Source organism: Alteraurantiacibacter aestuarii (assembly GCF_039523595.1).
GTDB lineage: Bacteria > Pseudomonadota > Alphaproteobacteria > Sphingomonadales > Sphingomonadaceae > Alteraurantiacibacter > Alteraurantiacibacter aestuarii.
On sequence record NZ_BAAAFP010000002.1, the window covers coordinates 1,707,140 to 1,733,899 of the forward strand.

Sequence of the window (26,760 nt, forward strand, 5' to 3'; positions counted from 1 at the left end):
TATGCCCCTTGCCGCGCCCAATCGCGCGGGAAAGGCGCGCCTGTAGCAGCGAGCGATATCAACTGCAATATGCTGCATTGCAACATCATTGTGGTGCTTCTTCGGCTGGCAAGGCGCCTGCCTGCATCAGCATGCTGTCAAGCCGCTCAACCCGCTCCGCCATGAAGGCGCGGGCTTCGCTGTCACCCTCCCCCATATCGTCGAGCGCGCTGCGCCAGACCTGCCGTGCTTCCATCATCCGGCCCTGGCGGATCAGCGAAAGGCCAAGGAAATAGCCGGGTGCAGGGTTTGTGGGGGCAATCTCGTTGGCCTGACGGAAAGAATAGACCGCCGCCTGCGTCAGCACGCCATCGGCCTGCTCTGTCAGGGCATTGCCCAGCGCCAGCCATGCTTCGAAATCGCGCGGATTGTCCTGCACGGCATGGCCCAGAAAGCCTGCCGCATCCTCAAACTGTCCGCGCCGGGCGAAGGCATCGGCCATCAGCACGGACTCATTGTTGGAGTGCTGACGCTCTCCCACCAGCAATTTGCGCGAATCGATGATCTGCCATTCATCCTCATAGTCGCCTGTCGACTGCGACTTGGGTGCTCCGGCGATATCGGGGCTGGCCTGCAGCGTATATCCGGCCAGACCGAAAACCAGCGCAGCGCCAAGGCTGGTCCATGTCTGGCGCGGCATGCGGAACACCAGCGCGGCAACGGCAAAGGCCACGAGGGCAAGGATGATAGCCACAACCCAGGTCATTTGGATTTCCTCAACCGGCCACGAATGATCAACAGTCCGGCCAGCAGCAGGATAACCGGGATCGCGAACAGCGGCCATGTGCTGGCAGTAACACGCGGCTGGTAGCTGACATAATCGCCATAGCGCGCCACCAGCCATGCACGTATCGCTTCGGGATCCTCGCCAGCGGCAATGCGGGTGCGGACCTGGTGGCGCATGTCCCCAGCCATCGGCGCATCGCTGTCGGCAATCGACTGGCTCTGGCACTTGAGGCAACGCAAGGTCGCCATCAGCTCGGCTGCGGCTTCCTCCTGCGCGGGATCCTCCAGCTGCTGATAGGCATAGGGCGCAGGCGGCAGGCTGTCCTGCGCGGCCAGCGGCAGAGCGAAGATGAGTGCCAGCGAGGCCACGATCAGGGTCAGCAGCGCTCTCATGCCCCGGCCTTCCGCAATTCTTCCATCAGCACGGGAATGTCCGACGTGCGCACATCCCCGATATGCTGGTAGGTAATCACGCCATTGCCATCGACCACGAACGTCTCCGGCACACCGGATGATCCGATTGAAAGCTGCACCGCGCTGATATCGTCGGCACCGATCTTGCTGAACGGATTGCCGTAGATCTCAAGGAAAGCGGCGACATCTTCTGGCCGGTCACGAATGGCCACGCCCACAAGATCTGCCCCATTGCGCTTGAGCGCATCGAGCTGCGGCGCTTCGGCCCGGCACGGTACGCACCAGCTGGCGAAGATGTTGAGCAGCTTGGGCTTGCCATCGGCCATGTCGGCAAAGGAAAGGCCGGGCCGGTCTGCCACTGCCGCACGCAAGTCAAACGCCGGGATCGGCTGGCCAATCATGGTGCTTTCGACGAATTCATCCTTGGGCTGGGTCAGCTGATAGGCGAACAGGCCAAACACGAGCGCGGCCAGTCCCACCGCGCCCCACAAGATGATGCGCAGCTTCTTCATGCCGCCATCTCTGCCTTGCGATCGGCGATCTTGCGGGCGGCAAAGCGGCGGCGCAGATCACCCGAAACGCGCCCGATCAGCGACAGAACGCCGCCCAGGGCGATCAGGATGCCGCCATACCAGATGAAGGTGACGAAGGGTTTCCACCACAGACGCAGCTGCCAGCGACCATCTTCGGCCTGATTGCCGACTGCGGCATAAAGCTGGCCGTTCCAGCGGGTAACCAGCGCCACTTCGCTGGTTTCCTGCGGTGGCGACCAGAAGGCGCGCGCCTGCGGCTTGGCGATCTGCTCGGCCCCGCCCTTGTATCGCAGGACCAGCTGGGCTTCCATCGCGGTCCAGTTCGGACCCGATACCGGCGTGACAGAGGCAAGCTGCGCCTGCCACGGACCGTCTTCCACGCTGTCCCCCACGGCCACCGCCACCAGCCGTTCCTTCTGGAAAGCAGTGTCGGACGCCATGCCGAACAATGATACGGCCACGCCGAAATGCGCCAGGACCATGCCCCATACCGGCAGCGGCAGGCGCTTGAGAGAGCGACCCCGGAGCGGCATGAAACTGCCCACGGCAACCACGGCGGCAACGGCAATTCCCAGCAATGGCATGATGGCAATTCCGCTCACCAGCCACACACCCAGCAACACGGCGATGCCGATCACGGCAATGATGATGACCGGCGCCTTGATCCGCGCGAAGCTGTCCTTGCGCCAGCGCAGCAGCGGGCCGACCGCCAGCACCAGCAGCATGGGCAGGAAGAAGATCGCCCCGACCGGGTTGAAATAGGGCGGGCCAACAGACACGCGCACGTCGAACGCCTCTGTCAGCAGCGGATAGAGCGTGCCCAGCAGCACAATGCCAAGAATGGCGGAGAGCGCGACATTGTTCACCACCAGCGCGCCTTCACGGCTCATGATGGCAAAGCGCTCTCCCTCCGCAACCGTATTGGCCCGCACGGCAAACAGCACCAGCGCGCCGCCAATATACAACGTCAGCAGCGCCAGGATGAAGCTGCCGCGTTCGGGATCGACGGCAAAGGCGTGAACGCTGGTGAGAATGCCGGAGCGGACCAGGAAGGTGCCGATCATGCTCATCGAAAAAGCCACCACGCCCAGCATCACGGTCCAGGCGCGCAAGGCATCGCGCGCAGCCAGCACGCTGGCGGAATGGAGCAGTGCGGTGGCGGCCAGCCACGGCATCAGCGAAGCGTTTTCCACCGGGTCCCAGAACCACCAGCCACCCCAGCCCAGTTCGTAATAAGCCCAGTAGGAGCCTGCCGTGATGCCCAACGTCAGCATGACCCAGGCCCCCAGCACCCACGGCCGCATGACCTTGGCGAATTCCGGCGTCACCTGCCGCGTCAGCAGCGCGCCGACCACGAAGCTGAAAGCCACCGACAGACCGACATAGCCGACATAAAGCGTGGTGGGATGATAGGCCGCGGCAACATCCTGCAACAGCGGGTTCAGGCCATTGCCTTCCGCCGGGGCCACCGCCAGCCGCCGGAAGGGGTTGGAACTGATCAGCATGAAGGCATAGAAGCCCAGCCCGACAAAGGCCTGTGCGCCCAGCGTGGCCAGCATGGTGCGTTCGGGCAGGCGCCGTTCGATCAGCGCGATCAGTCCGCCCGCCAGCGCCATGATCGTGACCCACAGCAGCATCGAGCCTTCATGGTTTGACCATGCACCGGCGAACTTGAAGATCATCGGCTTGGCTGAATGCGAATTGGCGACGACCAGCGCCACCGAAAGGTCGGTGGTGGCAAACAGGTAGATCAGTGTCAGGAATGAAACCCCGCACAACAGCGCCTGCAACAGCGCGGCGGGACGGGCCAGAAGCGCAATCCCCTGCCCGCCTTCGCGCATGCCCATGAACCCGGCGATGAACTGCAGGCCAGCCAGCGCTGCCGCCAGCCAGAGCGCTGCCAGACCAAATTCAGCAATCACTCCAGCGTTCCCTCGACATTGGCGCGCACTTCCTCGGTAGTCATACCTTCCAGTTCGCGCGGCATGTAATTCTCATCATGCTTGGCCAGCAGATTGCTGGCGAGGAATGTGCCATTTGCGCCCATGCTGCCTTCGGCTACCACGCCGGAGCCTTCGACAAACAGCGCCGGGACAATGCCGGTGAAGGTGACAGGAACGCGCGCTTCACCGTCACCGACGATGAAACTGATGGTCATGCCGTCTGCCGCGGTGACGATGGAACCGGCCTCCACCATGCCGCCCAGCCGTACGGCGCGGTCCTGCTCGGGCGGCTCGGCGACAATCTCGCTCGGCAGATAGAAATAGCTGGCCTGATTGCGCAGCGCCCATGCGGCCAGCAATCCGGCGGCGATCAGCGCCACCAGTGCCAGGACCAGCAGCACCAGCCGCTGGTGTTTGGGTTTGATCGCGCCGGTCATTTCCTGCGGGTCTCCTCACGCTTCTTTTCGGCCCGCACCATCGCCGTCCAGCTCCAGCCGACCAGCGCCAGCGTGCTGACAATGCCCACGCCATAGCAGGCGTTGACGAAATCCATCATGTCCACTGCTTCGCGCATCAGAGCCCTTCCGCCACTTGCATCGCCTTGCGCCGCAGCCGCGCCTCTGCCTGCATATCGGCCAGGATCGTGCGCATGCGTGCCAGCATCACTCCGCCAAACAGCAGTGAGAAGCCGATCGTGGTTCCCAGCAATGGATAGAGATAGACCGGATCAATCGCCGAATTGCCCATGGTGATGCTGGGTGGCTGATGGAGCGAATTCCACCACACTACGCTGCGGTTGATGATCGGAATATTAATCGCGCCGACCAGCCCGAAAATCGCTGCGATGCGGCTGGATGCCCCTTCGCGCGCCAGCGCACCGGACAGAGCGATATAGCCGAAATAAAGGAACAGCAGCACCAGCATCGAAGTCAGCCGTCCGTCCCACACCCACCATGTTCCCCAGGTAGGCCGCCCCCAGATGGAGCCGGTTGCGAGGCACACGAAGGCAAACACCGCGCCGGGAACGGCTGCGGCGCGCGCGGCAATGGCGGAAAGCGGATGGCGCCAGACCAGTTCGACCAGGCTGGCAATGGCGATGGTGGTCCACCCACCCATGCCCAGCCATGATACGGCCACGTGCAGCGGCAGGATCTTGACCGAATCGCCCATCAGCCGGTCCGGCGGCATGTAGAGATAGCTCCACACCAGCGCCGCCCCGGTCAACAACAGGCCCGACACCAGCAGCAGCGGTGTGAGCCATTTGGCGAGCCTCAGGAAACGGGCGGGATTTGCGAAACCATGCATGTGATCAAGTGGGGATCAATTTTGAACCAACCGCGAAATTGCGTTTGTCCCTTTGGCAGTTGCAGGCTTGCACGACAAGGGCCGACCCTGATCAGGCCTGAGCTGTGGCCAAAGCACTGGCCAATCCTCAGGCTAAAGCTCAGGCGCGGCCGATCAATTCCTGCGCCATCTGATCGGCAACGCGGTGTGCACCAAGGCCGCTTTCCTCACTCTTGCGCCAGATTTGCAGCAGCCTGTCAGGGATCTGCCCGATGCGGCGGTTGACCTCATCCAGATCGCACGGCTGGCCCTGCTGGCGGCACAGATATTCCAGGCTGACGTTGATGATGCCACCGGCATTGATGACATAGTCCGGCGCATACAGAATGCCCCGCGCGGCCAGCAGATCGCCGTCTTCATCGCGCGCCAGCTGGTTGTTGGCACCGCCCGCCACGATGGCACAATTGAGCGATGCGATGCTGCGCTCATCCAGGATCGCGCCCAGGGCATTGGGGCTGAACACATCGCACGGCGTGGCCATGATGGTCTCGGCAAACACGGCCTCCCCGCCCACTTCATCGGCCAGGGCGCGGGCGCGATCGGCGTTGATATCGGCGACGTAAAGCACTGCCCCGTCCTGCGCCAGCAGCCGGGCAACCCCGCTGCCCACGCTGCCGCAGCCTTGCAGGGCCACGCGCACGCCAGCCATCGAATCGCGGCCCAGAGCGTGCGCAACGGCCGCCTTGATCCCCAGATAAATGCCCATTGCGGTGAACGGACCGGGATCGCCGCCGGCATCGCCTTCCTGCGCGGGAAGGCCGCACACATGCGGCGTGCGCCGGGCGATGGCGACCATGTCCGCCTCGCTCGCGCCGACATCTTCGGCGGTTACGTACTTGCCGTTCAGCGCGTGGACCGCATCGCCAAATGCGGCGAGCATCCCGGGCGTCTTGGTGCGGTTTTCATCAAGCAGGATCACCGCCTTGCCGCCGCCCATGGGCAGGCCGGCCATGGCGTTCTTGTAGCTCATGCCGCGGCTCAGCCGCAGCGCATCGCGCATGGCATCTTCGGGATCGGCATAATGCCAGAAGCGCGTGCCGCCAGCGCCGGGGCCAAGATGGGTGGAATGCAGGGCGATGATGGCGGTGAGGCCGCTGGCGCGATCATGCACCAGTTCCACGCGCTCATGCTCGTCCCAGTCGGCCGTTGTCCAGAAAGCTGCCATCTACCTGCCCTGTCTGATTGTCCGGGTCTAAATGCTTCGATCAGGGGCAGGAATGGGAGGGAAATGGGGCGATCGAGGGGTCTTGAACCCCCGACCTCCGGTACCACAAACCGGCGCTCTAACCAACTGAGCTACGATCGCCATATTCCCAAGCACGCATGCCAAGATGCGGTGCTGTTAGGCCGCTGCGCCAGCCGGTCAAGCGGCTATCTGCGCGGGCGGCTGCCTGTTGCACAAGCCCGCCCGCTTGCAAAGAGAAAACTTCGCCAAATGCCCGCTCACGTAACAAAATTACGCGTCGGTTGAGGGGTCCAATTGTGCCTTGTCTGAAATCCATGCGCGATTATCACTGCCGCCATGGCGAATCCGGGACAGACATCCGCGCAATTCCTGCTGGCCCAGCGCGGTGTGCGGCAAGTGCCCTCGCCGCGATTGTCCCTGTTCGATTGCCCCGGCTTCCTGCCAGAGCCGCTGTGCGAAAGGCTGATCCGGCTGGTGGACAAGGACCGCCGCCCGTCAACCATCGCCGATCCCAATGGCGACAGCTATTTCCGCACCAGCGAAACCTGCGATCTCAGCCCCAATGAACCCGCCGTGCGAGAGCTGGAATCCCGGCTGTTCGAACTCAACGGCATCAATCCCGCGCATGGCGAGCCCGTGCAGGGCCAGCGCTATGACGTGGGGCAGGAATTCAAGGCCCACACCGATTATTTTGAACCGGGCGGGCAGGATTTCACCCGCTATTGCTCGGTTGCGGGCCAGCGCACATGGACCTTCATGATCTACCTCAACACGGTGGAGGCAGGCGGCGGAACGCGCTTCAAGGTGATCGGCAAGACTTTCCAGCCAGAGACCGGCAAACTTGTGTGCTGGGACAATCACCGCACGGATGGCAGCCTCAACCCGGTCACGCTTCATCACGGGATGAAAGTGCGCAAGGGCGTGAAATATGTGATCACCAAGTGGTACCGCGAAAGGCCGTGGGGATAGGACGATGATGAGCGAGACGAGTATCCGCAAGGCCTCCTGCCACTGCGGCCAGGTGCAGTTCGAGGCAGAGCTTCCGGCAGAGCTGGCACCGTCGCGCTGCAATTGTTCGATCTGCGCCAGAAAGGGCGCGGCTATGGTCTATGTGCTGCTGGATCAGCTGACGGTGACAGCGGGCGAGGACAAGCTCAGCTGCTATCAATACAACACCCGCGTGGCGAAGCATTACTTCTGCTCACATTGCGGCATTCATTGCTTCCATCAGGCGCGGTCGGACCCGGACAAATACGCCATCAATGCGGCCACGATCGAAGGCGTGCGGGTGTATGAGGATTTTGCGCGCATGCCGGTGAATGACGGGGTGCAGCACATCCTGGACAATGATGGCGTGCGCCGCACCGCCGGTTTCCTGCTGTTCGAAAAGACGCCGGGCTGAATCGAAAAGGGCGGCCCCGAAGGACCGCCCCATCATCTGTCTTGTGAAGGCGTCGCTTACTTCTTCTTGAGCGACAGGCCACCAAAGCGCTTGTTGAACTGGGCCACGCGGCCGCCATCCTGAAGGCGCTGCGGGCCACCGGTCCATGCCGGGTGGCTGGTGGGATCGATTTCCAGCGTCATGACATCGCCTTCCTTGCCCCATGTGGAACGGGTCTGGAATTCGGTGCCGTCAGTCATCTTGACGTTGATCATGTGGTAATCGGGGTGCGTATCGGCCTTCATGGCATAAATCCTTTTGCGTCTGGCCGGTTCCGACCGGCCTGCAGAGTGGTAAAGTCTGGGAAGGGCGCCCCTTAAAGGGGCTTTGTGCCCTTTTCAAGCGGCAATATCGGTGCTGGCGAGGCCCGCAGGCCAGCTGGCCGCCGGCAAGAATGCATTACTCTGGCGCGTCTGCGATCATGGCGGTGAACTGCACATCGCAGGTCACCTTGCCCTCCACGCTGGCCTTGCCCCAGAACTTGCACACCCTGGTGCGCTGCTGAAGGAAGCCGACGTTGAGTTCCAGCAGGCAGCCCGGTTCCACCGGCGCGCGGAACTTGGCGTTCTCTATCGCCATGAAATAGACCAGCTTGCCGGACCCGGCCAGATCAAGCGTTTCAACCGCGAGAATTCCCGCAGCCTGTGCCAGCGCCTCTATCTGCAACACGCCCGGCATGATCGGGCGACCGGGGAAGTGCCCCTGGAAGAACGCCTCGTTGAAGCTGACCGCCTTGATCGCGGTGATCTCCTCGCCAACCTTCAGGTCAGCGACGCGGTCCACCAGCAACATGGGATAGCGGTGAGGCAGGGCCTTGAGGATGCGCGCGATATCGTATGCGCTGTCGCTGTCACTCATGCCCTGCCCCATTTCCTGTTGTATTAACGACCTTCAACCGGCGCCTGGCCGGCTGCAGCAGCCTGTGCGGCCTGCTGCTGCTGCATGCGGGCCATCACCAGCACCTGCTGGATCTGCTGGTACAGTGTCACCACTGCCTGGTTCGGCTGCCAGTCGGCAGGCGGCGTGATCGAAACCGTGGGAATGCGCGTGTTGAGCACCGCAACGATTTCCTCGGTCAGGTCAGCTTCCTGCGGAGCATAGACCACAGCTTCCGGAGAAAGCAGGATCTGCACGCTCTGGTCAGCGATCACCTGCTGCACCGAAGCAGAATACTGCTGCGCAACCTGGCTGACGACATACAGCTGGGCGAGCTGGATCGGCGCCTGGATTTCAGCGATCTGTGCGTCCAGCGCCTGGATCTGCTGCACCGTGGGGTTGGTGGCATCGTTGGTCACCGCAGCTTCGGCATCGTCGATCTGGCCGTCACCATTGGTGTCCAGCGTCTGGACCAGCGTCTGGCGCTGCGTCTGGCGCTGCTCCAGCGAGGTGCGCTGCGCCTGATAGGTTGTGCCGATCTGCTGGAAACCGGTCTGCAGTGCCTGCGTACCGGCAATCGCGACGGGAGGTTCTACAACGCCGATACCATTGACCTGGGCGGCAGCCGGGGTCGCTAGGGCGACCAGGGCGATGCCGGCGGCCAGCGCCGGCTTGATCATGTGATTAAACATCAGAATTGGGTTCCTACGTTAAACGAAATGGTTTTGGTTTCATCGCCGCGCTGCTTGAGAAGCGTGTGCGCAAGATCGATCCGGAACGGACCGAAGGGTGAATTCCAGTTTACGCCAATGCCCACGGTCAGACGCGGGCTTGGTGAATCGCCGAGGAATTCTTCAACGAATGGCGGCAATTGCGTGCCGATGGCTGTGTTGACGGAGCCGTCAGGAGCAATCGCATTGGTTACGATGGAGCTGCCCGTAACAATACCGGCATCATTGCGCACCAGCTGGGTATAGATGGGATCGCCATCAGAATTGCGCTGCGCAATGAACAGGCCGTTTGGCAGCGGGCTTTGCGTCAGCGTGGGCGTGCGAACGCCGAACACCGAACCCACATCCATGAAGATGGACGGGCGCAGGCCCAGTTCGCGCGCACCCGTGCCCAGCGGAATTTCAATCTCCGCCCGGCCGAAGTAATAGGCCGTGCCGCCCAGCGCATCATCCTGGTTGTTCTTGGAATCGAGCGGGCTCAGAACCGTATCGCCGTTTTCATCCACGGTGTAGAACCGGCGCACAACGCGCGGACCCACGCCGCGAATGTCGAAGCCGCGCATATCGGGCTCACCCAGGAAGAAACGGTCGGTCAACAGCACCTTGTCCAGACCGGGGCCGCGATTGTTCAGGCCCATGATATAGCCGCCCTCTGCCTGGATGGAGGCGATGAAGCCGCTGCCCAGAGACCAGTATTTGGCGGCATTGCCAGTGACACGGACGTAGCGCGTACTTCCGCCCAGACCTGCAAAATCCACACCCACGCTGGCGGTTTCGCCGCGCGTCGGCCGCAGGCGGCTGTCCAGCGAGTTATGCACCAGCGACAGGCCGAGGATGGAATTGGTGCGCGTGCCGATTGCCTCGCACAAATAGCGGCCAGCCAGCAACGGTTCGCAGGTGCGCACCCCGTCACCATCGAAATCGGCAAAGAAGGAATTCTCGTCGATCGTGATGTCTTCGAAGTTGAGCGTATAACGCCCGATCAGCGACATATACTCGGTCAGCGGAACGCCCACGCGGGCCGAAAGGCCGGTGGTGGACTGCTCGTAAGTCGCGCTCTGACGGTTGAAATAGCCGTTATTGTAATCCTGCCGGTAGATATCGATGCCGGCAAAGATGTTGCGATCGAACAGGTAGGGCTCACTGAAACTGATCGAGCCTGAGCGCGAATAGCGCGAATAGTTGAGCGACAGGCCGATTGTCTGGCCACGGCCGCGGAAGTTGTTCTGCCGGATCGAACCCTGGAAAATGAAGCTTTCGAGGCTGGAGAAACCGGCCGAGAGCGAAAGTTCGCCGGTTGGTTCTTCCTGCAGATTGGCTTGCAGGATGATCCGGTCTGGCGATGAGCCTTCGATCTGCTCAACTTCGAAATTCTCCTGGAAATAACCAAGCGAATTGATGCGCGCGGTGGACCTCGAAACCTGCAGCGAGCTGAAGGCGTCGCCTTCCACGATGCGGAATTCACGACGAACCACCTTGTCCTGGGTGATGGTGTTGCCGTTGATTTCAATCGATTCAACGTAAACGCGCGGGGCATCGGACAGCGTGAAGGTCACGTCCATCGTGCGCTCTTCGCGGTTGGGCACGAATTCCGGGCTTACCTGGGCAAAGGCATAGCCAAATGTGCCCGCCGTCTCGCTCAGCTGGTCAATCGTGTTGTCGACCAGTTCGGCATTGTACCAGTCGCCCGTCTCCATGGAGAGCGCGGCGGTGAGCAGCTCACTGTCGAAATCGCGCAGCTGGCTGACCACTTCGACATCGCCGAACTTGTAGCGCTCGCCTTCCTCCACCACGTAAGTGATGATGAAGTCCTTCTTGTCCGGCGTCAGCTCCGCCACGGCAGAAACGACGCGGAAATCGGCATAGCCTTCGGTCAGGTAGAACTGGCGCAGGCGCTGCTGGTCAAAGGCCATGCGGTCCGGGTCATAGCTGGTTGCCGAGCTGAAGATCTTCAGCAGGCCGGCTTCCTTGGTGACCATTTCCCCGCGCAGGTCGCCATCGGAATAGGCTTCGTTGCCGATGATGTTGATCTGGCGGACCTTGGACTTGGGCCCTTCGGAAATCTCGAAGATCACGTCGACGCGGTTCTGGTCGAGCATGACCATCTGCGGCTCCACCGATGCGGCGAAACGGCCCTGGCGCTTGTACAGCTCGATAATGCGGGCCACGTCGGCACGCACCTTGGAACGGGTGAAGATCTGCCGCGGCGAGAGATTGATCTCTGGCATGATCTTGTCATCCTTCAGGCGGCGATTGCCCTCCAGGATGATGCGGTTGATGATCGGGTTTTCGACCACCGTGATCACCACATTGCCATTTTCAAAGGTGACTTCGGTGTCGCCAAACAGCTCCGTGGCGGCAAGATCGATCAGCGCCTGGTCGGCCAGAGCCGCGCTGTAGGTCATGCCCGGGCGCATCTGGATGTAGCTGATGATCGTTTCCGGCTCCAGGCGCTGGGCCCCGGAAACCGCGATCGTGCGGATGATTTCGTCCTGCTGCGGCGCTGCGGGCGCTGGCTGCGGGTCGGCCTGAGGCTGGGCGACAGGCTGAGCCGCCCCGTCCTGCGCCATAACGGCGACTGGAAGGCCAGACAGGATCGTGCAACCCAACAGGGCGGCCGCGTAATGCGATGCAGTTTTGCCAGTGGCCCTAGAGCTCATCATCCATCCATTCCCAACGACATTGCGCCAATCCTCCTGCAACATTTGCGGTTACGGACCATCCGGTCCCGATCCTGTCTGCAAGGTGAAAGGCGCCCCTTGCCCGAAGCGATCCATACGATCAAGCGATCAGGCCGGGAATTGCGCCGTCAGTACCATCCTTTTCCCCGCCTAGCTGCCGAAAATGGGCAAAGAGGCAATATCGATAATCGTGACGAACAACATCAAGGCAAGCACAAATGCCATGCCGGTGCGGAACGCCCATTCCTGACTGCGCGGACTAGCTGGCTTCCGACGGACCGCTTCGGCCGCGTAAAACGCCAGATGTCCGCCGTCGAGAACCGGGATTGGCAGGAGGTTGATGAATGCCAAATTAAGCGAGATGAAGGCCACGAAATTGACAAATTCAAGCGCCCCCAGGCTCAACTGCTGGCCTGAATATTGCGCGATCTTGATCGGCCCGCCCAGTTCCTTCACCGAACGCTCGCCGGAAATGATCTGGCCAAGTCCGGTCACCATCATGCCGACAACGGTATAGCTTTGCTTGAAGGCTGCACCCACCGCCGTGATTGGCCCCACCGGCACGAACTCACGCCCGGCCGAATAGATGCCGACCATGCCGACGCGCGATTCATTGCCGAAGCGATCGACCATTTCGACGCTGGCGATCTCCACCGGCAGCGATTGCCGCTGGCCGTCGCGTTCAAAAGTGATGGTAATGGAGCGCCCGGGGAACGGCAGCACGCGCTTGCTCACCGCCTCGAAATCCTTAATCGGGGTGCCATCAAGGGCAACGATCCTGTCGCCCTCCTCCAGTCCGGCGGCCTGGGCCGCGGAATCCTCGGAGAATGCCTGGATCACCGGCGGCGTGGTGGGCAGGCCAAAGGACATGATGAAGGCGGCAAAGATCGCCACTGCAATCAGCAGGTTGGTAACAGGGCCAGCGGCCACGATCAGCGCGCGTTGCCACAAGGGCTTTGCCTGGAACGTCCGGTTACGCTCCTCCTCCGGCATTGCCAGCCATTCCTCGCTCGGCTGGCTGGCGGGGTTCATGTCGCCGGAAAACTGCACATATCCGCCCAGCGGCAGCAGGGAGAGCTTCCAGCGCGTGCCGCGCTTGTCCGTATATCCTGCCAGTTCCTTGCCGAAACCGACGGAAAAAGTTTCCGCCTTCACGCCAAACAACCGCCCGACAAGATAGTGCCCCAACTCATGCAGGGTGACCAGCGGCCCCAGCACCAGCAGGAAGCCGACGACCATCATCCACGGTGACACTGATTCAAACACAGCAGGCATAATTCTAGGCAGGCTCCAACATCATGCGGGCAAGCTCGCGCGCTTTGCCATCGACTGCAAGCACTTCTTCCAGGCTGGTCGGCGCGCGCGGCAGCTCTTTCTCGAGCGTTCTGGCAGCAATTGCCGAAATTTGCGTGAACGTGATCTGACCGTCGAGAAATGCGGCCACCGCCACCTCGTTCGCGGCGTTGAGCACGGCGGGAGCCGCCCCGCCCGCATGTGCGGCCTCGCGCGCCAGTCTGGTGGCCGGAAAGCGGTCCTCATCCGGGGCGGCAAAGCTGAGCGTGCCGATGGTCGGCAGGTCGAGCGGCTTGCAGGCGGTGTCCATCCGGCGCGGCCATGCCAGGCACGATGCAATCGGCACGCGCATGTCCGACGGGCCAAGCTGCGCCAGCGTGGAGCCGTCGCGGTATTCGACCATCGAATGGATCACGCTTTGCGGGTGGACCACGATGCGCAGCCGGTCCAGCCCCACGGGGAACAGGTGCCACGCCTCGATGAATTCCAGCCCCTTATTCATCATCGTGGCCGAATCCACGGTGATCTTGGCGCCCATGTCCCAATTGGGATGCTTGAGCGCCTGTGCACGCGTGGCATTCGCCAGCTGCTCATGGCTCCATTCGCGGAACGGACCGCCGCTGGCAGTCAGGGTGATCCAGCTCACATCGTCCAGATCATTGCCCGCAAGGCACTGGAAAATCGCATTATGCTCGCTGTCCGTGGGCAGCAGCGTGGCGCCGTGCTTCTCGACGCAGGACATCAATATGTCGCCAGCCGAGACCAGCGCTTCCTTGTTGGCCAGCGCGATGGTCTTGCCCTGCTCCACCGCCGCCATGACGGGAGCCAGACCTGCGCAGCCGACAATTGCCGCCACGGTCATATCCGCGCCCAGCGCCGCCACATCGCACAAGGCCTGCGCGCCGCCAGCCGCTTCTATGCCGGAGCCGGACAGCGCCTCACGCAGGTCAGGCAGGCAGGCTTCATCGCCCACCACGGCCAGTTCCGCGCCAAATTCGATGGCCAGCGCGGCCAGTTCCACCGCGCTGCAATTGGCGGTCAGCGCCTTCACGTCCCACGCCTCGCGGTCCCTGCGGATAAGGTCGAGCGTGGACGCGCCGATGGAGCCGGTCGCGCCGAGAATGGTGATGGAGCGGGTCATAATGGCCGCGACCAGGACGGAGTGCTGCCCGATTGCCAGATGATGACCATGACAGAGGCGATGATCGCCAGCACGAACAACACGGCCAGCAGTCCATCGACACGGTCAAACAGGCCGCCATGTCCGGGAATCAGATGACCCGAATCCTTCACGCCGGCACGCCGTTTCATCCAGCTTTCAAAGAAATCGCCGGTCTGGGCGGCAATCGCCGTGCCGCATCCGATGATGATCTTGCCCGGTAAATTGGCCAGTCCTTCAGAGTGATACATCAGCGCCACTGCCAGCAAGCTGGCGGCAAACATGCCGCCCGCCAGCCCGGCCCACGTCTTGGACGGGCTGATGCGCGGGGCAATTTTCGGTCCGCCAATCGTCCGACCGGCGAAATAGGCGCCAATATCCGTGGCAATGACCCCGCCCACGACCATGGCAAATGCTTTGGACCCGAACTGATCAGCAATCACCCGCAGCGAGATCAACGTGATTGCGGCAATGCCGATATAGACCACGCCCGCGACCAGCCAGGCCACGCGGGCCGGAATTCCCGGCGTTATGGCAAAGGCGAGCACGCCCCATTCACGCAGGACGCCAAGGGCAATGACAGCGACGAAGACTATCCAGAACCAGCCACCCAGCCACACCGCCAGCCCCGCAACCGCCAGCATGACGATGGCGGAGGCCGTCCGCACACCGAGGTCGGACTTTTTCGCCGGTGTGGGTGTCACTTCACCGTCCGCCATAACGCCGCTCCCTCTTGGCAAATTCGTCCAGCGCCGCTTGCAAGTGCTCCTCGCCGAAATCGGGCCACAGCACATCCATGAAGATCATTTCCGCATAGGCGGCCTGCCACAGCAGGAAGTTGGACAGGCGCACCTCGCCGCTGGTGCGGATCAGCAGGTCCAGCGGCGGGAGGTCGGCGGTGTCGAGATTGGCGGCGATTGTCTCCGGCGTGATGGCGCCGTGCTCCGCCGCCTTGGCGGCCGCGCGGGCGATTTCCTGCTGCGAGCCATAGTTAAGCGCCACCGCCAGCGTGCGAACGCCGCCTGCGGTCTTCGCCAGCGCATATTCCAGCTTTTCGACAATATCGGGCGCGAAAGCCTTGTAATCGCCGATAATCTTTAGCTTCACGCCCTGTTTGACCATGTCATCCAGATTGGCTTCGATAAAGCGGCGCATCAGTAACATCAGGTCACCGATCTCCTCCTCATCGCGCTTCCAGTTCTCGGATGAGAAGGCATAGAGCGTCAGACATTCAACGCCCAGCTTCTCACACGCCTTTACCGTGCGGCGAACGGCCTCTCCGCCTTCGCGGTGGCCCAGCGCGCGCGGCAGGTGGCGTTTCTTCGCCCAGCGCCCGTTGCCATCCATGATGATCGCAACGTGACGCGCGTGATTCTGGGGCTGGTCAGCCATTTCCGGTTCCGCCTTGCGCGCCGCTCGGGCAGGTGCCGATCACTGGGTCAGGATTTCCTTTTCCTTGGCCTCGGTCGCAGCATCGGTTTCAGCGACATATTTGTCGGTCATCTTCTGGACTTCATCCTCCAGACGCTTGCGATCGTCCTCGGAAATTTCCTTCTTCTTCTCGTCTTCCTTGAGCATTTCCATGCCGTCACGGCGCACGTTACGGATGGCGATCTTGGCCTTCTCGCCATAATTGCCAGCCAGCTTGGCCAGTTCCTTGCGGCGCTCCTCTGTCAGGTCGGGCAGCGGCAGGCGCACGGTCTGGCCATCGGTCATCGGGTTGAGGCCGAGGTTGGCCTTGGAAATACCCTTCTCCACCGCGCTGACATTGGCCTTGTCCCACACCTGCACCGCCAGCATGCGCGGTTCCGGCGCATTGACCGTGGCCACCTGGTTGAGCGGCATCATCGAGCCATAGACTTCGACCACGACCGGATCGAGCAGGGCCGTATTGGCGCGCCCGGTGCGCAGGCCGCCCAGATCGCCCTTCAGGCTCTCGACCGCGCCGGCCATGCGGCGCTCAATATCGGCCTTGTCATACTTCGCCATGTCAAATGTCCTTCTGTACTATTGTCTGCACGCCGCCGCCTGAAAGCACGCGCGCAAGATTGCCCTTTTCGCGGATCGAGAAGACCGCGATGGGGATTTCATTGTCACGGCACAGGGCCACGGCAGAGGCATCCATTACCTTGAGATTATCTGCCAGCACACGGTCATAAGTGACCGTATCGAAACGCTTTGCATTGGGGTTTTTCTTGGGGTCGGAGTCATAGACCCCGTCCACGCTGGTGCCTTTCAGCAGCGCGTCACAGTTCATTTCCGCCGCGCGCAAGGCTGCGCCGCTGTCGGTGGTGAAATAGGGACTGCCCACGCCCGCGGCAAAGATCACGATGCGGCCCTTCTGCAGGTGCCTTTCCGCACGGCGACGGATCACCGGCTCACACACCTGGTCCATTTCGATGGCGCTTTGCACGCGCGTATCAACGCCCAGCTGTTCCAGCGCGCTCTGCATCGCCAGCGCGTTCATCACCGTGGCCAGCATGCCCATATAGTCGGCCTGGGCGCGGTCCATCCCCTGCGCTGCGCCGGCCATGCCGCGAAAGATGTTGCCGCCGCCAATGACCAGACATATCTCCAGCCCGGTTTCCTTGGCCGCCTTCACTTCCTTGGCCAGTTCCAGGACGAAGGCCGGATCGATGCCGAACTGCTGCTGCCCCATCAGCACCTCTCCCGACAGTTTCAGGAGGACGCGTTTGACAGTCGGCATGGGCATGGGGCGAGTTCCCTCTCTTCGGTTCAATCGCGCGGAATTCGCCGGTCCTTATAGACAGCGGCGGCGCGGTGCCAAGGGGGCTCGCACCCGCAGTGCCTGATCAGGGACGATGTGCCCGGAACAACGTCCGGAACAACGCCCTGAACAACGCCCGGAACACCGGCATTCACCCGCTAGCCCTTTCCTACAGCGCTTCGCCCCGCCTAGCCGGCATCCGGCTCTTTCATACCGTCGATTACCTTGCACCGCGCGCAGAAGGGCATTTTCGCGCCCAAAATGGCGATGTGTCACCCATTTCGCCCATGGAAAGTCTGTAATTCCAACCGGATAGCAAAACGGGCAGGGTGACAGTGTCACCCTGGCCGCCTGCAATATGCGTTGTGATCGGAAGGATCAGCCGCCAACGGCAGCGGCGACTTCTGCGGCGAAGTCGCTTTCTTCCTTCTCAATGCCCTCGCCCAGCTGGAAGCGGACGTAATCCGTCAGCACGATCGGCGTGCCTGCATCCTTGGCAGCAGCAGCCACCACGTCTGCGATGGGCGTCTTGTTGTCCATCACGAACACCTGGCTGAGCAGAGCGTTCTCCTTGGCGAACTTCTTGATCGCACCGTCGACCATCTTTTCCTGCACGTTTTCGGGCTTGCCGCTTTCGGCAGCCTTTTCGGCAGCGATCTTGCGCTCACGCTCGAGCACTTCGGGATCGAGCGATTCGGCATTCAGCGCCTGCGGGAAAGCCGCGGCGATGTGCATGGCCAGGCGCTTGCCCAGATCCGCGAGTACATCGGCAGATGCTTCGCTTTCCAGAGCGACCAGAACGCCGATCTTGCCCAGGTTGGGGGCCGCAGCGACATGCACATAAGGCACGACAGCGCCCTTGGTCACCGACACGCTCTTCATGCGGCGGACCTGCTGGTTTTCACCAATGGTCGCGACATTGTCGGTCAGCTTGTCGGCCACGGTGCCGCCATCGGGATAGGCAGCGGCCTTGAGCGCATCGACGTCGTCCGCCGACTGGCCCAGAGCCACCTGCGTGGTCTTGTGCACAAAGTCCTGGAACTTGTCATTCTTGGCAACGAAGTCGGTTTCGGAGTTGACCTCCACCGCCACGCCGCGGGTGCCCGATACGGCAACGCCGACCAGGCCCTCGGCCGCAGTGCGGCTGGACTTCTTCTGTGCCGTGGCAAGGCCCTTGGCGCGCAGCGCGTCAACCGCAGCCTCGATGTCGCCGCCAGCCTGTTCAAGGGCTTTCTTGGCGTCCATCATGCCGGCGCCGGTCTTCTCGCGCAGCGTTTTCACGTCAGCGAGTGTAAAAGCAGCCATGATTTGGGTTCCTCTTGAAATGTGTTCGGGCGCCGGGCCCGATAGTCAGGCCCGGCGCGCTAATAGGCAATTGTGACGCGCGGCTTACGCCTGTGCGGCAGCAGCTTCCTCAGCCGGGGCTTCCGGAGCAGCTTCGGCAACCACGGCTTCTGCCGGGGGAGCATCCATGGCGCCGATATCAGCGCCCGAATCCACCACGCCTTCGCTGTGGCCCTTGGTCGCAGCTGCACCGATTGCTTCGCAATACAGGCGCACGGCGCGGCTGGCATCGTCATTGCCCGGGATGGGGAAGGCGATGCCGCTGGGATCAACATTGGTATCGAGAATTGCGATGACCGGAATACCAAGCACGTTGGCTTCCTTGATCGCCAGTTCTTCCTTGTTGGCGTCGATCACGAACATCACGTCCGGAATGCCGCCCATGTCGCGGATACCGCCGAGCGAAAGTTCCAGCTTGTCCTTCTTGCGGGTCAGCTGAAGCACTTCCTTCTTGGTCAGGCCGTGAGTCTCGCCCGAAAGCTTTTCCTCAAGGTTCTTCAGTTCCCGGATCGAACCAGAGATGGTCTTCCAGTTGGTGAGCATGCCGCCCAGCCAGCGGTGGTTGACGAAATGCTGGCCGCAAGCACGCGCGGTCTGTGCAATCGGCTCCTGCGCCTGGCGCTTGGTGCCAACGAACAGGACCTTGCCGCCTGCGCGGACAGTGGAACCGACAAAGTCCAGCGCGCGCGCGAAAAGCGGCACGGTCTGCGACAGGTCGATAATGTGAACACCGTTGCGGGCGCCGAAGATATACGGCTTCATCCGCGGGTTCCAGCGATGGGTCTGGTGGCCAAAGTGGGCGCCAGCCTCAATCAATTGCTGCATCGTGACGGTGGGTACCGCCATAAGTAATTCCTTTCCGGTTATGCCTCTGGAAAGCGGGGAACAGCAGCGGAGATCCCGCGACTGCACCGGCATATGTGCCTTCCATGTGAATTTGCCCCTCCAGTCCAGGCGGGAATCGCCACGCCAGAGAGACGCGCAGGCCATTAACGGCAGATCGCGTGAAATGCCACCCCTATCTGTCCCGTACGCAGCCAAGGCGCAAAAACGCCTTGACATGCTAGAACAAAAAGAGAACAAATGCCCTTAACGAGGGAGCAGCAGGAACAAAACTGATGATCTCGCACTTTTACATAGTCGAAACTGCCCCGGCGGCCGAGACGAAATTCGAGGATTGAGCCAATGATCGCAATTGCCATTTCCCTGCTGTTCGGATTTGCGGCCTTCGCGGCGCTGACCGTCATTAGCATATCGCTTGTCCGCGCCACCCTTGCGGCGCGCAGCATGCTGGCGGAACTGGCGGAGATTGACGCTTACAACGGGCGCGCGGTCAACCGGTCCGGTCGAGCGCGCCCAGCTGGTCTTTCGCTGCTTCGGCAGCAATCCTGCGCTGTCGTTTGACCCGCGCATAACGCACGATGCCCAGCGGCATCAGCGCCAGATAGACGATTGAGATAATCGCCAGCGTCCACCACGGCTCGGTCAGCAAAGCGGCAAACAGCAATCCTACAATGGCGATAGACCCAAGTCGCAGATCACTGTGCGGCCTGATTGAGGTCCAGCTCATCGTGGCCAGGTTGGAAATCATCAGGACGGCGATCGCCACGACCCAGATAGCCACCATGATCGGTTCGCGGAAAATATCCTCACCGCTGGCGAGCCACAGATAAAGCGGGAGGAAGGCCAGTCCCGCACCTACTGGTGCAGGTACGCCGGTCAGGAAGCCGGCAGACTTGTGCGGCTGCTCCTCTGTATCGATCTGGGCATTGAACCGTGCGAGGCGCAATACACAACAGATCGCAAAGGCGAGCGAGGCAAACCAGCCGAAGCGCGGCAGGTCCTGTAACGACCACAGGAACAGCACCAGCGCAGGCGCCATGCCAAAGCTGAGCGAATCGGCCAGGCTGTCCAGCTCCGCCCCGAAGCGGGACTGAGCCTTGAGCAGACGCGCAATACGGCCATCAATTCCATCGAGCATGCCCGCCAGGATGATGGCGAACAGCGCCTTTTCCCAATCACCGACAATGGCAAAGCGAATGCCGGTAAGCCCCGAACACAGCGCCGCGGCAGTAATCGCGTTGGGAACCAGCGAACGCATCGCCAGACCGCGCCGCACCCGCTGAGACTGCGGGCGCTCCCCTTCACTGGCTTTCGGGCCAAGCCAGACAGGAGCGGGATCGATCAATCCATCATCATCGTCGTCATCAAAATCCGGACCTTCACCGGTCACAGGCTGACGCCTTCGATCAGGCCCTGCTTGCCGGTTTCGGCCAGTATGGTTTCCCCGGCGATGACCCGCTGGCCCAGCAGCACCTTGGAGTCCGTGCCTTGCGGCAGGTACACATCCACGCGGCTGCCAAAGCGGATCAGGCCAACCCGCTGGCCACCTGCCACCAGATCACCCGGCTTGATGAAGGGCACGATTCGCCGCGCGACAAGACCGGCAATCTGGGTGAAGCCGATTGGCGAACCATCGGCCCGCTCTATCAGAATGTGCTGACGCTCATTCTCTTCGCTCGCCTTGTCCAGATCGGCATTCATGAAACGTCCGGGTATGTAGATGATTCGCCGCACCGTTCCCGGCACGGGCGCACGGTTGATATGCACATCGAACACCGACATGAAGACGGAAATGCGCGTCACGGGCGCATTGCCAAGCCCGCGCCCGGTGGCATCATCCTGCTGCAATTCCAGCGGCGGCGTAACCAGGCTGATCAGCGAGACCAGCCCGTCTGCCGGCGATACGATCAGGTTCTCACCCTGCGGTACAACGCGTTCCGGATCGCGGAAAAAGGCGAATACGAATGCCGACAGGGCCAGCATTGGCCACCCCAGCAATTCCCAATCCAGCACCAACAGCACGGCAAGCGACATCGCCACGCCGATCAGTCCAAATTTGCGACCTTCAGGATGGATCGCCGGCCAGCTCCACTCAGCTTCGCCGCGACCTCGGTTATCTTTTAGTTCACCCGCCATAAGCGTCATCTAGAGCCTCGCATGGCTTAGCTCAAGGCATAGAGCCGCATCAGTGTGCAATTGAGCTTGAAAAGGGCGGCGGTGGTGGACAGGGCTGGATTCGAACCAGCGTACGCTTGCACGGGCAGATTTACAGTCTGCTGCCTTTAACCACTCGGCCACCTGTCCACCGGATGCCGGAAGCGGGAAACCCGCCAGTTTGTTGGCCCCTTTCAACGGGGGCCTCCAGCCGAGAGGCGCCCCAATGGCGAAGCCGCGCTTGCCTGTCAATGGCCGCGCTGGCAGGAGCCACTTCGAAGAAGGAACGAACATGGCAAATCGAGGCGAAAAGAAGAAACTGCGCGGACGCGCGGCACGGATGCAGGGTGGGCGCGGATCGGGCCGCGCCACGCAAGGGCACGTGCGGCTGTGGGGGCGCCATGCGGTGGAGGCCGCGCTCAAGAATCCGCGGCGAGAATTCCGTAAATTATGGGCAACGCATGAAGGCGTGGAGTCTCTGGACGGTGAACTTCCGGAAAATTTCCCGCTCGAATATGCCGGTGTGCAGGATCTGGAGCGCCTGGTGGCGCGCGATGCCCCGCATCAGGGTCTGGTGCTGGAATGTGAGGCGCTGGACGATCTGCACATCACCGATGTGCTCTCCGGCGATCCGACAAGGCCGATCGTGGTTCTCGATCAGGTAACCGATCCGCATAATGTTGGCGCCATCCTGCGCTCGGCCGCCGCTTTCAATGCCGCCGCCATCATCACGCAGGACCGCCACGCCCCGCCCGAAGGCGGCGTGCTGGCCAAGTCCGCATCGGGCGCGCTGGAGCTTGTTCCGTGGGTGCGCGTGGTCAACCTGGCCCGCGCGCTGGAGGATATGGCAGAGGCTGGATATTGGCGCATCGGCCTGGCGGGCGAAGCTGAAGAGGATTTCGCCAGTGCCCTGCCCGCTGGCCCCGTCGCCATCGTATTGGGCGCTGAAGGTGACGGCATGCGCCAGAATATCGCCGCTCATTGCGACAATCTGGCCCGCCTGCCGATCAGTAACCTTATGGAAAGCCTCAACGTGTCCAATGCCGCCGCAATCGCGCTTTATGCAGTGGCCATGCGCGGGAGCTGACACAGCAGGCCCAGGCCGGGCACGGGGAGAATGGCGATGTATGCAATTTCGCTCAAGGCAATTGCGCGCAGCGTGGCTGCCGCAGGCGCCAGTCTGGCCCTGTGCGGCTGTTTCCTCAGCCCCGGCAGTTTCGAGGCCGCAATGGACATCCGCAAGGACGGCGATTTCACCTTCAGCTACGATGGCGAAATCTTCATCATGGCGATGAGCGACCTGGCCGAAATGGCCGATCAGGCCGAAGCGCAGGAGCCGTGCATCGATGAGGACACGCTGGTGGAGCGTCCCTGCACCGCCAAGGAACTGGACGCGCGCCAGGGTGAACAGGCGCAGGAACGCGCCATGATGCAGGCCATGCTGGGCGGCATGGATTTGTCCGATCCCGATGCCGCTGCCCAGTTCGCCGCGCGGCTGGAACGCCAGCATGGGTGGAACCAGGTGACCTATCTTGGCGACGGCCTGTTCGACGTGGACTTCACCATCCGCAGCAGGCTGACGCATGACTTCAGCTTCCCCAGCATCGAAGGCTTCCCGATGGCGAATGACTTCGTCTCGGCAAACCTGCGCGATGATGACCGCGTGCGGATTGAGGCGACCGGATTTGCCGCACAGGCCGGATCGCCTCTGCAAGCTATGCTGAGCGGAATGGCGGGTGCATTCCCGACCGGCGACAACTCCGGTCCATCGGCGCAATCCGCCTCTATCCCGGCGATGCCGCCAATGCAGGGCAGCTTCCGCCTCACAACAAATGCGCAGATCCTGACCAACAACACCGACGAAGGGCCTCAATCTGCGGGTTCGGGATCGGGCCAGCTGCTCGAATGGAACATCGCGCCTGGCAATACGATCGCACCCACGGTGATGCTGCAGCTTGAGCCGTAGGATCGAAGCAAACTCCCAAGAGGCCAAGCTGGCCAAAAGAAAGGGCCGCTCCGATTGAACGGAGCGGCCCAATTTCATTTTGCCGCCACAGGGGCGGCATTGCCCCCGATCATCACGGGATCGCGATGATCAGTTAACCGCGTCCTTGAGGCCCTTGCCGGCCTTGAACTTGGGCTGGGTGGACGCCTTGATTGTCATCGGTTCGCCAGTACGCGGATTACGACCGGTGGACGCCTTGCGCTTGGCGACCGAGAACGTTCCGAAGCCAACCAGTCGCACCTCGTCGCCCTTTGAGAGTGTACCGGTGATCGTGTCGAACACGCCTTCTACGGCCTTGGTCGCATCATTGCGCGAGAGGCCGCTCGATTCGGCTACGGCACCGATCAGTTCGTTCTTGTTCATGGTCTGGAAAACCCCCTCACTCGTGTTATCGAAAATTCGTCGCTTATTCGTCACGCGATTCCCCGAATTGAGCGAGTTTTCGCGTCCCTGTCTAGGGCTAAGACAGCCGCACTGGAGCAATTCCGCGATTTTTCCGCCCGTTTTGGAAAAATCGCGGGTTGCAGCTCTGTCGGCCTGATCAAAAGCGTCGTCGTCACATTTCAGGACCCTGCGAGTCGCTGCAATGCAACATTTCTCCTGGATACTTTGCCTTGGCGATTGTCAGTGGGCAGTCGTTCCCGGCGCCGGGCCCGGATGGGGCTGACTGGCCAGATCGTCGGCTTCGGTCCATTCAATCGCGGCCGGCATTGACGTCAGCGCGCGTTCCAGAACCTGGTCCACATGCGACACCGGAATGATTTCCAGCCCTTCCTTCACATTGTCAGGAATTTCCGCCAGATCCTTCTCATTCTCTTCGGGAATCAGCACGACCTTGATCCCGCCGCGCAGCGCCGCCAGCAGCTTTTCCTTGAGGCCGCCGATCGGCAGCACCCGGCCGCGTAGGGTGACTTCACCCGTCATCGCGACGTCAGGCCGCACAGGCGTGCCGGTCAGCGTCGAGACGATCGAGGTGACCATGCCGATGCCTGCACTCGGCCCATCCTTGGGAACCGCGCCTTCGGGCAGATGGATATGCACATTCTTGCGCTGGAAGATGCTGGGGTTGATGCCATAGGCAGGTGCCCGCGCCTTCACGAAGCTGAACGCCGCGGCGATACTTTCGGTCATCACATCGCCCAGCTTGCCGGTGGTGCGGATTTCACCCTTGCCCGGCGTGGTGACGCTTTCGATGGTCAGCAATTCGCCGCCCACCGATGTCCAGGCCAGGCCGGTAACCGCCCCAACCTGCGCCTCTTCTTCCGAAACGCCGTGCTTGAATTTTCGCACACCGGCAAAATCGGCGAGGTTTTCAGGCGTGACAGTCACGCTCTCAACCTCCTTCTCCAGGATCTTGCGCAGGCTCTTGCGAGCCAGCCGGGCGATTTCACGCTCCAGCGTGCGCACGCCAGCTTCCCGCGTGTAATAGCGGATGAGATCGCGCAGCGCCTCTTCGGTCAGCGTGAATTCGCCTTCGGTCAGGCCGTGTTCGCTCACCACCTTGGAGATCAGGTGACGCTGGGCGATCTCCACCTTCTCATCTTCCGTATAGCCTTCCAGGCGGATGATCTCCATCCGGTCCAGCAGCGGCTGCGGCAGGTTGAGGCTGTTGGCGGTGCACACGAACATCACGTCGGACAGATCGATATCCAGTTCCAGATAATGGTCCTGGAACTTCGAATTCTGTTCCGGATCGAGAACTTCGAGCAGGGCCGATGCGGGGTCGCCGCGGAAATCCTGTCCCAGCTTGTCAATCTCGTCGAGCAGGAACAGCGGGTTGCTGGTGCCGGCCTTCTTGAGGTTGGACACGATCTTGCCGGGCATGGAGCCGATGTAGGTGCGGCGGTGGCCGCGAATCTCGGCCTCATCACGCACGCCGCCAAGCGACTGGCGGATGAATTCACGCCCCGTTGCCCGCGCAATCGACTTGCCAAGCGAGGTCTTGCCCACGCCGGGAGGGCCAACCAGGCACAGGATCGGCCCCTTCAGCTTGTTGGTGCGCGCCTGAACCGCCAGATATTCAACGATCCGGTCCTTCACCTTGTCCAGCGCATAGTGATCGGCATCGAGCACTTCCTGCGCCTTGGCGATGTTCTTCTTCAGCTTGCTCTTCTTGCCCCACGGCAGGCCAAGCAGCACATCCAGGTAATTGCGCACCACGGTCGCCTCGGCGCTCATGGGCTGCATGCTCCTCAGCTTCTTCAGCTCAGTCTCAGCCTTGGCCTTGGCTTCCTTGGACAGCTTGAGGCTCTCGATCTTCTTTTGCAGCGCGGCGATTTCGTCACCGTCATCGCCATCACCACCCAGTTCGCTCTGGATCGCCTTCAATTGTTCGTTGAGGTAATATTCGCGCTGGGTCTTTTCCATCTGGCGCTTCACGCGGCCACGGATCTTGCGCTCCACCTGCAGGACGGAAAGCTCGCCTTCCATCACCGAATAGACCATTTCCAGCCGCTTGAGCGGGCTGGCTTCGGCCAGCAGCTGCTGCTTGGTGGAAACATTGGCCGCCAGATTGCCGGCGATGGCATCGGCCAGGCGGCCGGCATCGTCGATCTGGCCGAGGTCTTCCTCGACATCTTCGGGCATCTTCTTGTTGTGCTTGGCGTAATCGCCGAACTGCTCGAGGGCGGAGCGCATCATCGCGGCAACCTCGGTTCCCGATGCGGTTTCCTCCTCCAGAGGCACGGTCTGCGCCAGCACATAGCCTTCGGTTTCGCGCAGCTCTTCCAGCTGTGCACGCGCCGTGCCTTCAACCAGCACGCGCACCGTGCCATCGGGCAGCTTGAGCATTTGCAGGACCTGCGCGATCACGCCGATGTTGTAGAGGTCATCACCCTCCGGATCGTCACAGCCGGGGTCCAGCTGGGCGAGCAGGAAGATGTCCTTGTTTCCCTCCATCGCGGCTTCCAGCGCCGCCACCGACTTGTCGCGCCCCACAAACAGGGGGACGACCATGCCGGGAAAAACGACGATGTCGCGCAAGGGAAGAAGGGGAAGTGCAGTCATAAATCTATATCCGTATCAAAGCTTGACCCTGAATATGGGGACTGCACCCGCATGCTGCAATGTGGGCTTTGGGTAAGCTGAGGATGGGCCGCCAGGGTTACACAAGTGACAGACGAGGGCTTTGGCGTTATCCTGATAGGTCTTTGATTATTAGCTATAATGCAGCAAAAATCGGCAAAATGTGCTGTAGGAGAAAATAAAATTATATTACGTTGATGAGATTGATTGTTACTCATGGTGTGAATGTAGCAGCGGCGCGGCGGTGTAGGAAAGTTGGTTAGCTGCGCGTCAAGAATTGCGCCGCCATGGCTGTC

At 61.7% G+C, this 26,760-nt stretch carries 28 protein-coding genes and 2 tRNA genes; 4 read left to right on the forward strand and 26 right to left on the reverse strand.

The window, feature by feature from the left end:
* Positions 1-85: 85 nt before the first annotated feature.
* The 9 genes from ABDZ98_RS11730 to ABDZ98_RS11770 all read right to left on the reverse strand — a co-directional run bounded on the left by ABDZ98_RS11730 (position 86) and on the right by ABDZ98_RS11770 (position 6,305).
* Positions 86-745 (reverse strand): tetratricopeptide repeat protein, encoded by a 660-nt coding sequence (locus ABDZ98_RS11730; protein ID WP_343808077.1) that lies wholly within the window; start codon positions 743-745, stop codon positions 86-88.
* Positions 742-1,158 carry a cytochrome c-type biogenesis protein gene (locus ABDZ98_RS11735; RefSeq protein WP_343808080.1) on the reverse strand — a complete coding sequence of 139 codons (417 nt, stop codon included), beginning with the start codon at positions 1,156-1,158 and terminating at the stop codon, positions 742-744. Before ABDZ98_RS11735 ends, ABDZ98_RS11730 begins: the two co-directional genes overlap by 4 nt.
* Positions 1,155-1,691, reverse strand: a complete 537-nt coding sequence (locus ABDZ98_RS11740; RefSeq protein WP_343808083.1) for a redoxin family protein — start codon at positions 1,689-1,691, stop codon at positions 1,155-1,157. Before ABDZ98_RS11740 ends, ABDZ98_RS11735 begins: the two co-directional genes overlap by 4 nt.
* Complete coding sequence (locus ABDZ98_RS11745) at positions 1,688-3,634, reverse strand: heme lyase CcmF/NrfE family subunit (protein WP_343808086.1); 1,947 nt, start codon at positions 3,632-3,634, stop codon at positions 1,688-1,690. Before ABDZ98_RS11745 ends, ABDZ98_RS11740 begins: the two co-directional genes overlap by 4 nt.
* Positions 3,631-4,092 carry a cytochrome c maturation protein CcmE gene (ccmE, locus tag ABDZ98_RS11750; RefSeq protein ID WP_343808089.1) on the reverse strand — a complete coding sequence of 154 codons (462 nt, stop codon included), beginning with the start codon at positions 4,090-4,092 and terminating at the stop codon, positions 3,631-3,633. Before ccmE ends, ABDZ98_RS11745 begins: the two co-directional genes overlap by 4 nt.
* Entirely contained in the window at positions 4,089-4,229 is a 141-nt protein-coding gene (locus tag ABDZ98_RS11755) for a hypothetical protein (protein WP_343808092.1), read from the reverse strand. The genes ccmE and ABDZ98_RS11755 overlap by 4 nt, the downstream gene beginning before the upstream one ends.
* Positions 4,229-4,960 (reverse strand): heme ABC transporter permease CcmC, encoded by a 732-nt coding sequence (gene ccmC, locus ABDZ98_RS11760; RefSeq protein WP_343808095.1) that lies wholly within the window; start codon positions 4,958-4,960, stop codon positions 4,229-4,231. Before ccmC ends, ABDZ98_RS11755 begins: the two co-directional genes overlap by 1 nt.
* 139 nt (positions 4,961-5,099) lie before the next feature.
* Positions 5,100-6,164: a Glu/Leu/Phe/Val family dehydrogenase gene (locus ABDZ98_RS11765; protein ID WP_343808098.1), complete on the reverse strand. Its 1,065-nt coding sequence runs from the start codon at positions 6,162-6,164 to the stop codon at positions 5,100-5,102.
* 64 nt (positions 6,165-6,228) lie between these two features.
* A tRNA-His gene (locus tag ABDZ98_RS11770) sits at positions 6,229-6,305 on the reverse strand.
* Positions 6,306-6,521: 216 nt separating this feature from the next.
* Here ABDZ98_RS11770 and ABDZ98_RS11775 point away from each other — a divergent pair.
* Both ABDZ98_RS11775 and ABDZ98_RS11780 read left to right on the forward strand, forming a co-directional pair.
* On the forward strand, positions 6,522-7,154 hold the full coding sequence (locus ABDZ98_RS11775; RefSeq protein ID WP_343808101.1) for a prolyl hydroxylase family protein: 633 nt from the start codon (positions 6,522-6,524) through the stop codon (positions 7,152-7,154).
* Positions 7,155-7,161: 7 nt separating this feature from the next.
* The gene (locus tag ABDZ98_RS11780; protein ID WP_343808104.1) at positions 7,162-7,587 is read left to right on the forward strand and encodes a GFA family protein; all 426 of its coding nucleotides are present in this window, start codon (positions 7,162-7,164) and stop codon (positions 7,585-7,587) included.
* A 56-nt stretch (positions 7,588-7,643) separates the two neighbouring features.
* Here the strand turns inward: ABDZ98_RS11780 and rpmE are convergent, their stop codons facing one another.
* From rpmE to ABDZ98_RS11855, 15 genes are all read right to left on the reverse strand, one after another.
* The gene (rpmE, locus tag ABDZ98_RS11785) at positions 7,644-7,871 is read right to left on the reverse strand and encodes a 50S ribosomal protein L31 (RefSeq protein ID WP_343808107.1); all 228 of its coding nucleotides are present in this window, start codon (positions 7,869-7,871) and stop codon (positions 7,644-7,646) included.
* 154 nt (positions 7,872-8,025) lie between these two features.
* The gene (fabZ, locus tag ABDZ98_RS11790) at positions 8,026-8,484 is read right to left on the reverse strand and encodes a 3-hydroxyacyl-ACP dehydratase FabZ (protein WP_343808110.1); all 459 of its coding nucleotides are present in this window, start codon (positions 8,482-8,484) and stop codon (positions 8,026-8,028) included.
* Between the two features lie 23 nt (positions 8,485-8,507).
* A complete protein-coding gene (locus tag ABDZ98_RS11795) occupies positions 8,508-9,194 on the reverse strand; it encodes an OmpH family outer membrane protein (protein ID WP_343808113.1) in 687 nt (228 codons plus the stop codon).
* A complete protein-coding gene (gene bamA / locus ABDZ98_RS11800) occupies positions 9,194-11,893 on the reverse strand; it encodes an outer membrane protein assembly factor BamA (protein WP_343808953.1) in 2,700 nt (899 codons plus the stop codon). Before bamA ends, ABDZ98_RS11795 begins: the two co-directional genes overlap by 1 nt.
* 171 nt (positions 11,894-12,064) lie before the next feature.
* Positions 12,065-13,189, reverse strand: coding sequence for an RIP metalloprotease RseP (gene rseP / locus ABDZ98_RS11805; RefSeq protein WP_343808116.1), 1,125 nt, complete (start codon positions 13,187-13,189; stop codon positions 12,065-12,067).
* A 4-nt stretch (positions 13,190-13,193) separates the two neighbouring features.
* Positions 13,194-14,348 (reverse strand): 1-deoxy-D-xylulose-5-phosphate reductoisomerase, encoded by a 1,155-nt coding sequence (gene dxr / locus ABDZ98_RS11810; protein ID WP_343808119.1) that lies wholly within the window; start codon positions 14,346-14,348, stop codon positions 13,194-13,196.
* On the reverse strand, positions 14,345-15,085 hold the full coding sequence (locus tag ABDZ98_RS11815; RefSeq protein WP_343808122.1) for a phosphatidate cytidylyltransferase: 741 nt from the start codon (positions 15,083-15,085) through the stop codon (positions 14,345-14,347). The genes dxr and ABDZ98_RS11815 overlap by 4 nt, the downstream gene beginning before the upstream one ends.
* Positions 15,072-15,758: a polyprenyl diphosphate synthase gene (uppS, locus tag ABDZ98_RS11820; protein WP_343808125.1), complete on the reverse strand. Its 687-nt coding sequence runs from the start codon at positions 15,756-15,758 to the stop codon at positions 15,072-15,074. Before uppS ends, ABDZ98_RS11815 begins: the two co-directional genes overlap by 14 nt.
* A gap of 39 nt (positions 15,759-15,797) precedes the next feature.
* Complete coding sequence (gene frr, locus ABDZ98_RS11825; RefSeq protein ID WP_343808128.1) at positions 15,798-16,355, reverse strand: ribosome recycling factor; 558 nt, start codon at positions 16,353-16,355, stop codon at positions 15,798-15,800.
* Position 16,356: 1 nt separating this feature from the next.
* A complete protein-coding gene (gene pyrH / locus ABDZ98_RS11830; RefSeq protein ID WP_343808131.1) occupies positions 16,357-17,079 on the reverse strand; it encodes a UMP kinase in 723 nt (240 codons plus the stop codon).
* Positions 17,080-17,472: 393 nt separating this feature from the next.
* Positions 17,473-18,399, reverse strand: coding sequence for a translation elongation factor Ts (gene tsf, locus ABDZ98_RS11835; RefSeq protein WP_343808134.1), 927 nt, complete (start codon positions 18,397-18,399; stop codon positions 17,473-17,475).
* Between the two features lie 84 nt (positions 18,400-18,483).
* Positions 18,484-19,284: a 30S ribosomal protein S2 gene (rpsB, locus tag ABDZ98_RS11840; RefSeq protein ID WP_343808137.1), complete on the reverse strand. Its 801-nt coding sequence runs from the start codon at positions 19,282-19,284 to the stop codon at positions 18,484-18,486.
* A gap of 487 nt (positions 19,285-19,771) precedes the next feature.
* Complete coding sequence (locus ABDZ98_RS11845) at positions 19,772-20,671, reverse strand: CDP-alcohol phosphatidyltransferase family protein (RefSeq protein ID WP_343808140.1); 900 nt, start codon at positions 20,669-20,671, stop codon at positions 19,772-19,774.
* The gene (locus ABDZ98_RS11850; protein WP_343808143.1) at positions 20,668-21,417 is read right to left on the reverse strand and encodes a phosphatidylserine decarboxylase; all 750 of its coding nucleotides are present in this window, start codon (positions 21,415-21,417) and stop codon (positions 20,668-20,670) included. The genes ABDZ98_RS11845 and ABDZ98_RS11850 overlap by 4 nt, the downstream gene beginning before the upstream one ends.
* Before the next feature lie 82 nt (positions 21,418-21,499).
* Positions 21,500-21,585, reverse strand: a tRNA-Tyr gene (locus ABDZ98_RS11855).
* Positions 21,586-21,727: 142 nt separating this feature from the next.
* Here ABDZ98_RS11855 and ABDZ98_RS11860 point away from each other — a divergent pair.
* Both ABDZ98_RS11860 and ABDZ98_RS11865 read left to right on the forward strand, forming a co-directional pair.
* Positions 21,728-22,522 carry a TrmH family RNA methyltransferase gene (locus ABDZ98_RS11860; RefSeq protein WP_343808146.1) on the forward strand — a complete coding sequence of 265 codons (795 nt, stop codon included), beginning with the start codon at positions 21,728-21,730 and terminating at the stop codon, positions 22,520-22,522.
* 30 nt (positions 22,523-22,552) lie between these two features.
* The gene (locus ABDZ98_RS11865) at positions 22,553-23,401 is read left to right on the forward strand and encodes a hypothetical protein (protein ID WP_343808149.1); all 849 of its coding nucleotides are present in this window, start codon (positions 22,553-22,555) and stop codon (positions 23,399-23,401) included.
* A gap of 129 nt (positions 23,402-23,530) precedes the next feature.
* Here ABDZ98_RS11865 and ABDZ98_RS11870 read toward each other — a convergent pair whose 3' ends face one another.
* Both ABDZ98_RS11870 and lon read right to left on the reverse strand, forming a co-directional pair.
* On the reverse strand, positions 23,531-23,803 hold the full coding sequence (locus tag ABDZ98_RS11870; RefSeq protein ID WP_343808152.1) for an HU family DNA-binding protein: 273 nt from the start codon (positions 23,801-23,803) through the stop codon (positions 23,531-23,533).
* Between the two features lie 261 nt (positions 23,804-24,064).
* Complete coding sequence (lon, locus tag ABDZ98_RS11875) at positions 24,065-26,446, reverse strand: endopeptidase La (protein WP_343808154.1); 2,382 nt, start codon at positions 26,444-26,446, stop codon at positions 24,065-24,067.
* Positions 26,447-26,760 lie beyond the last annotated feature (314 nt).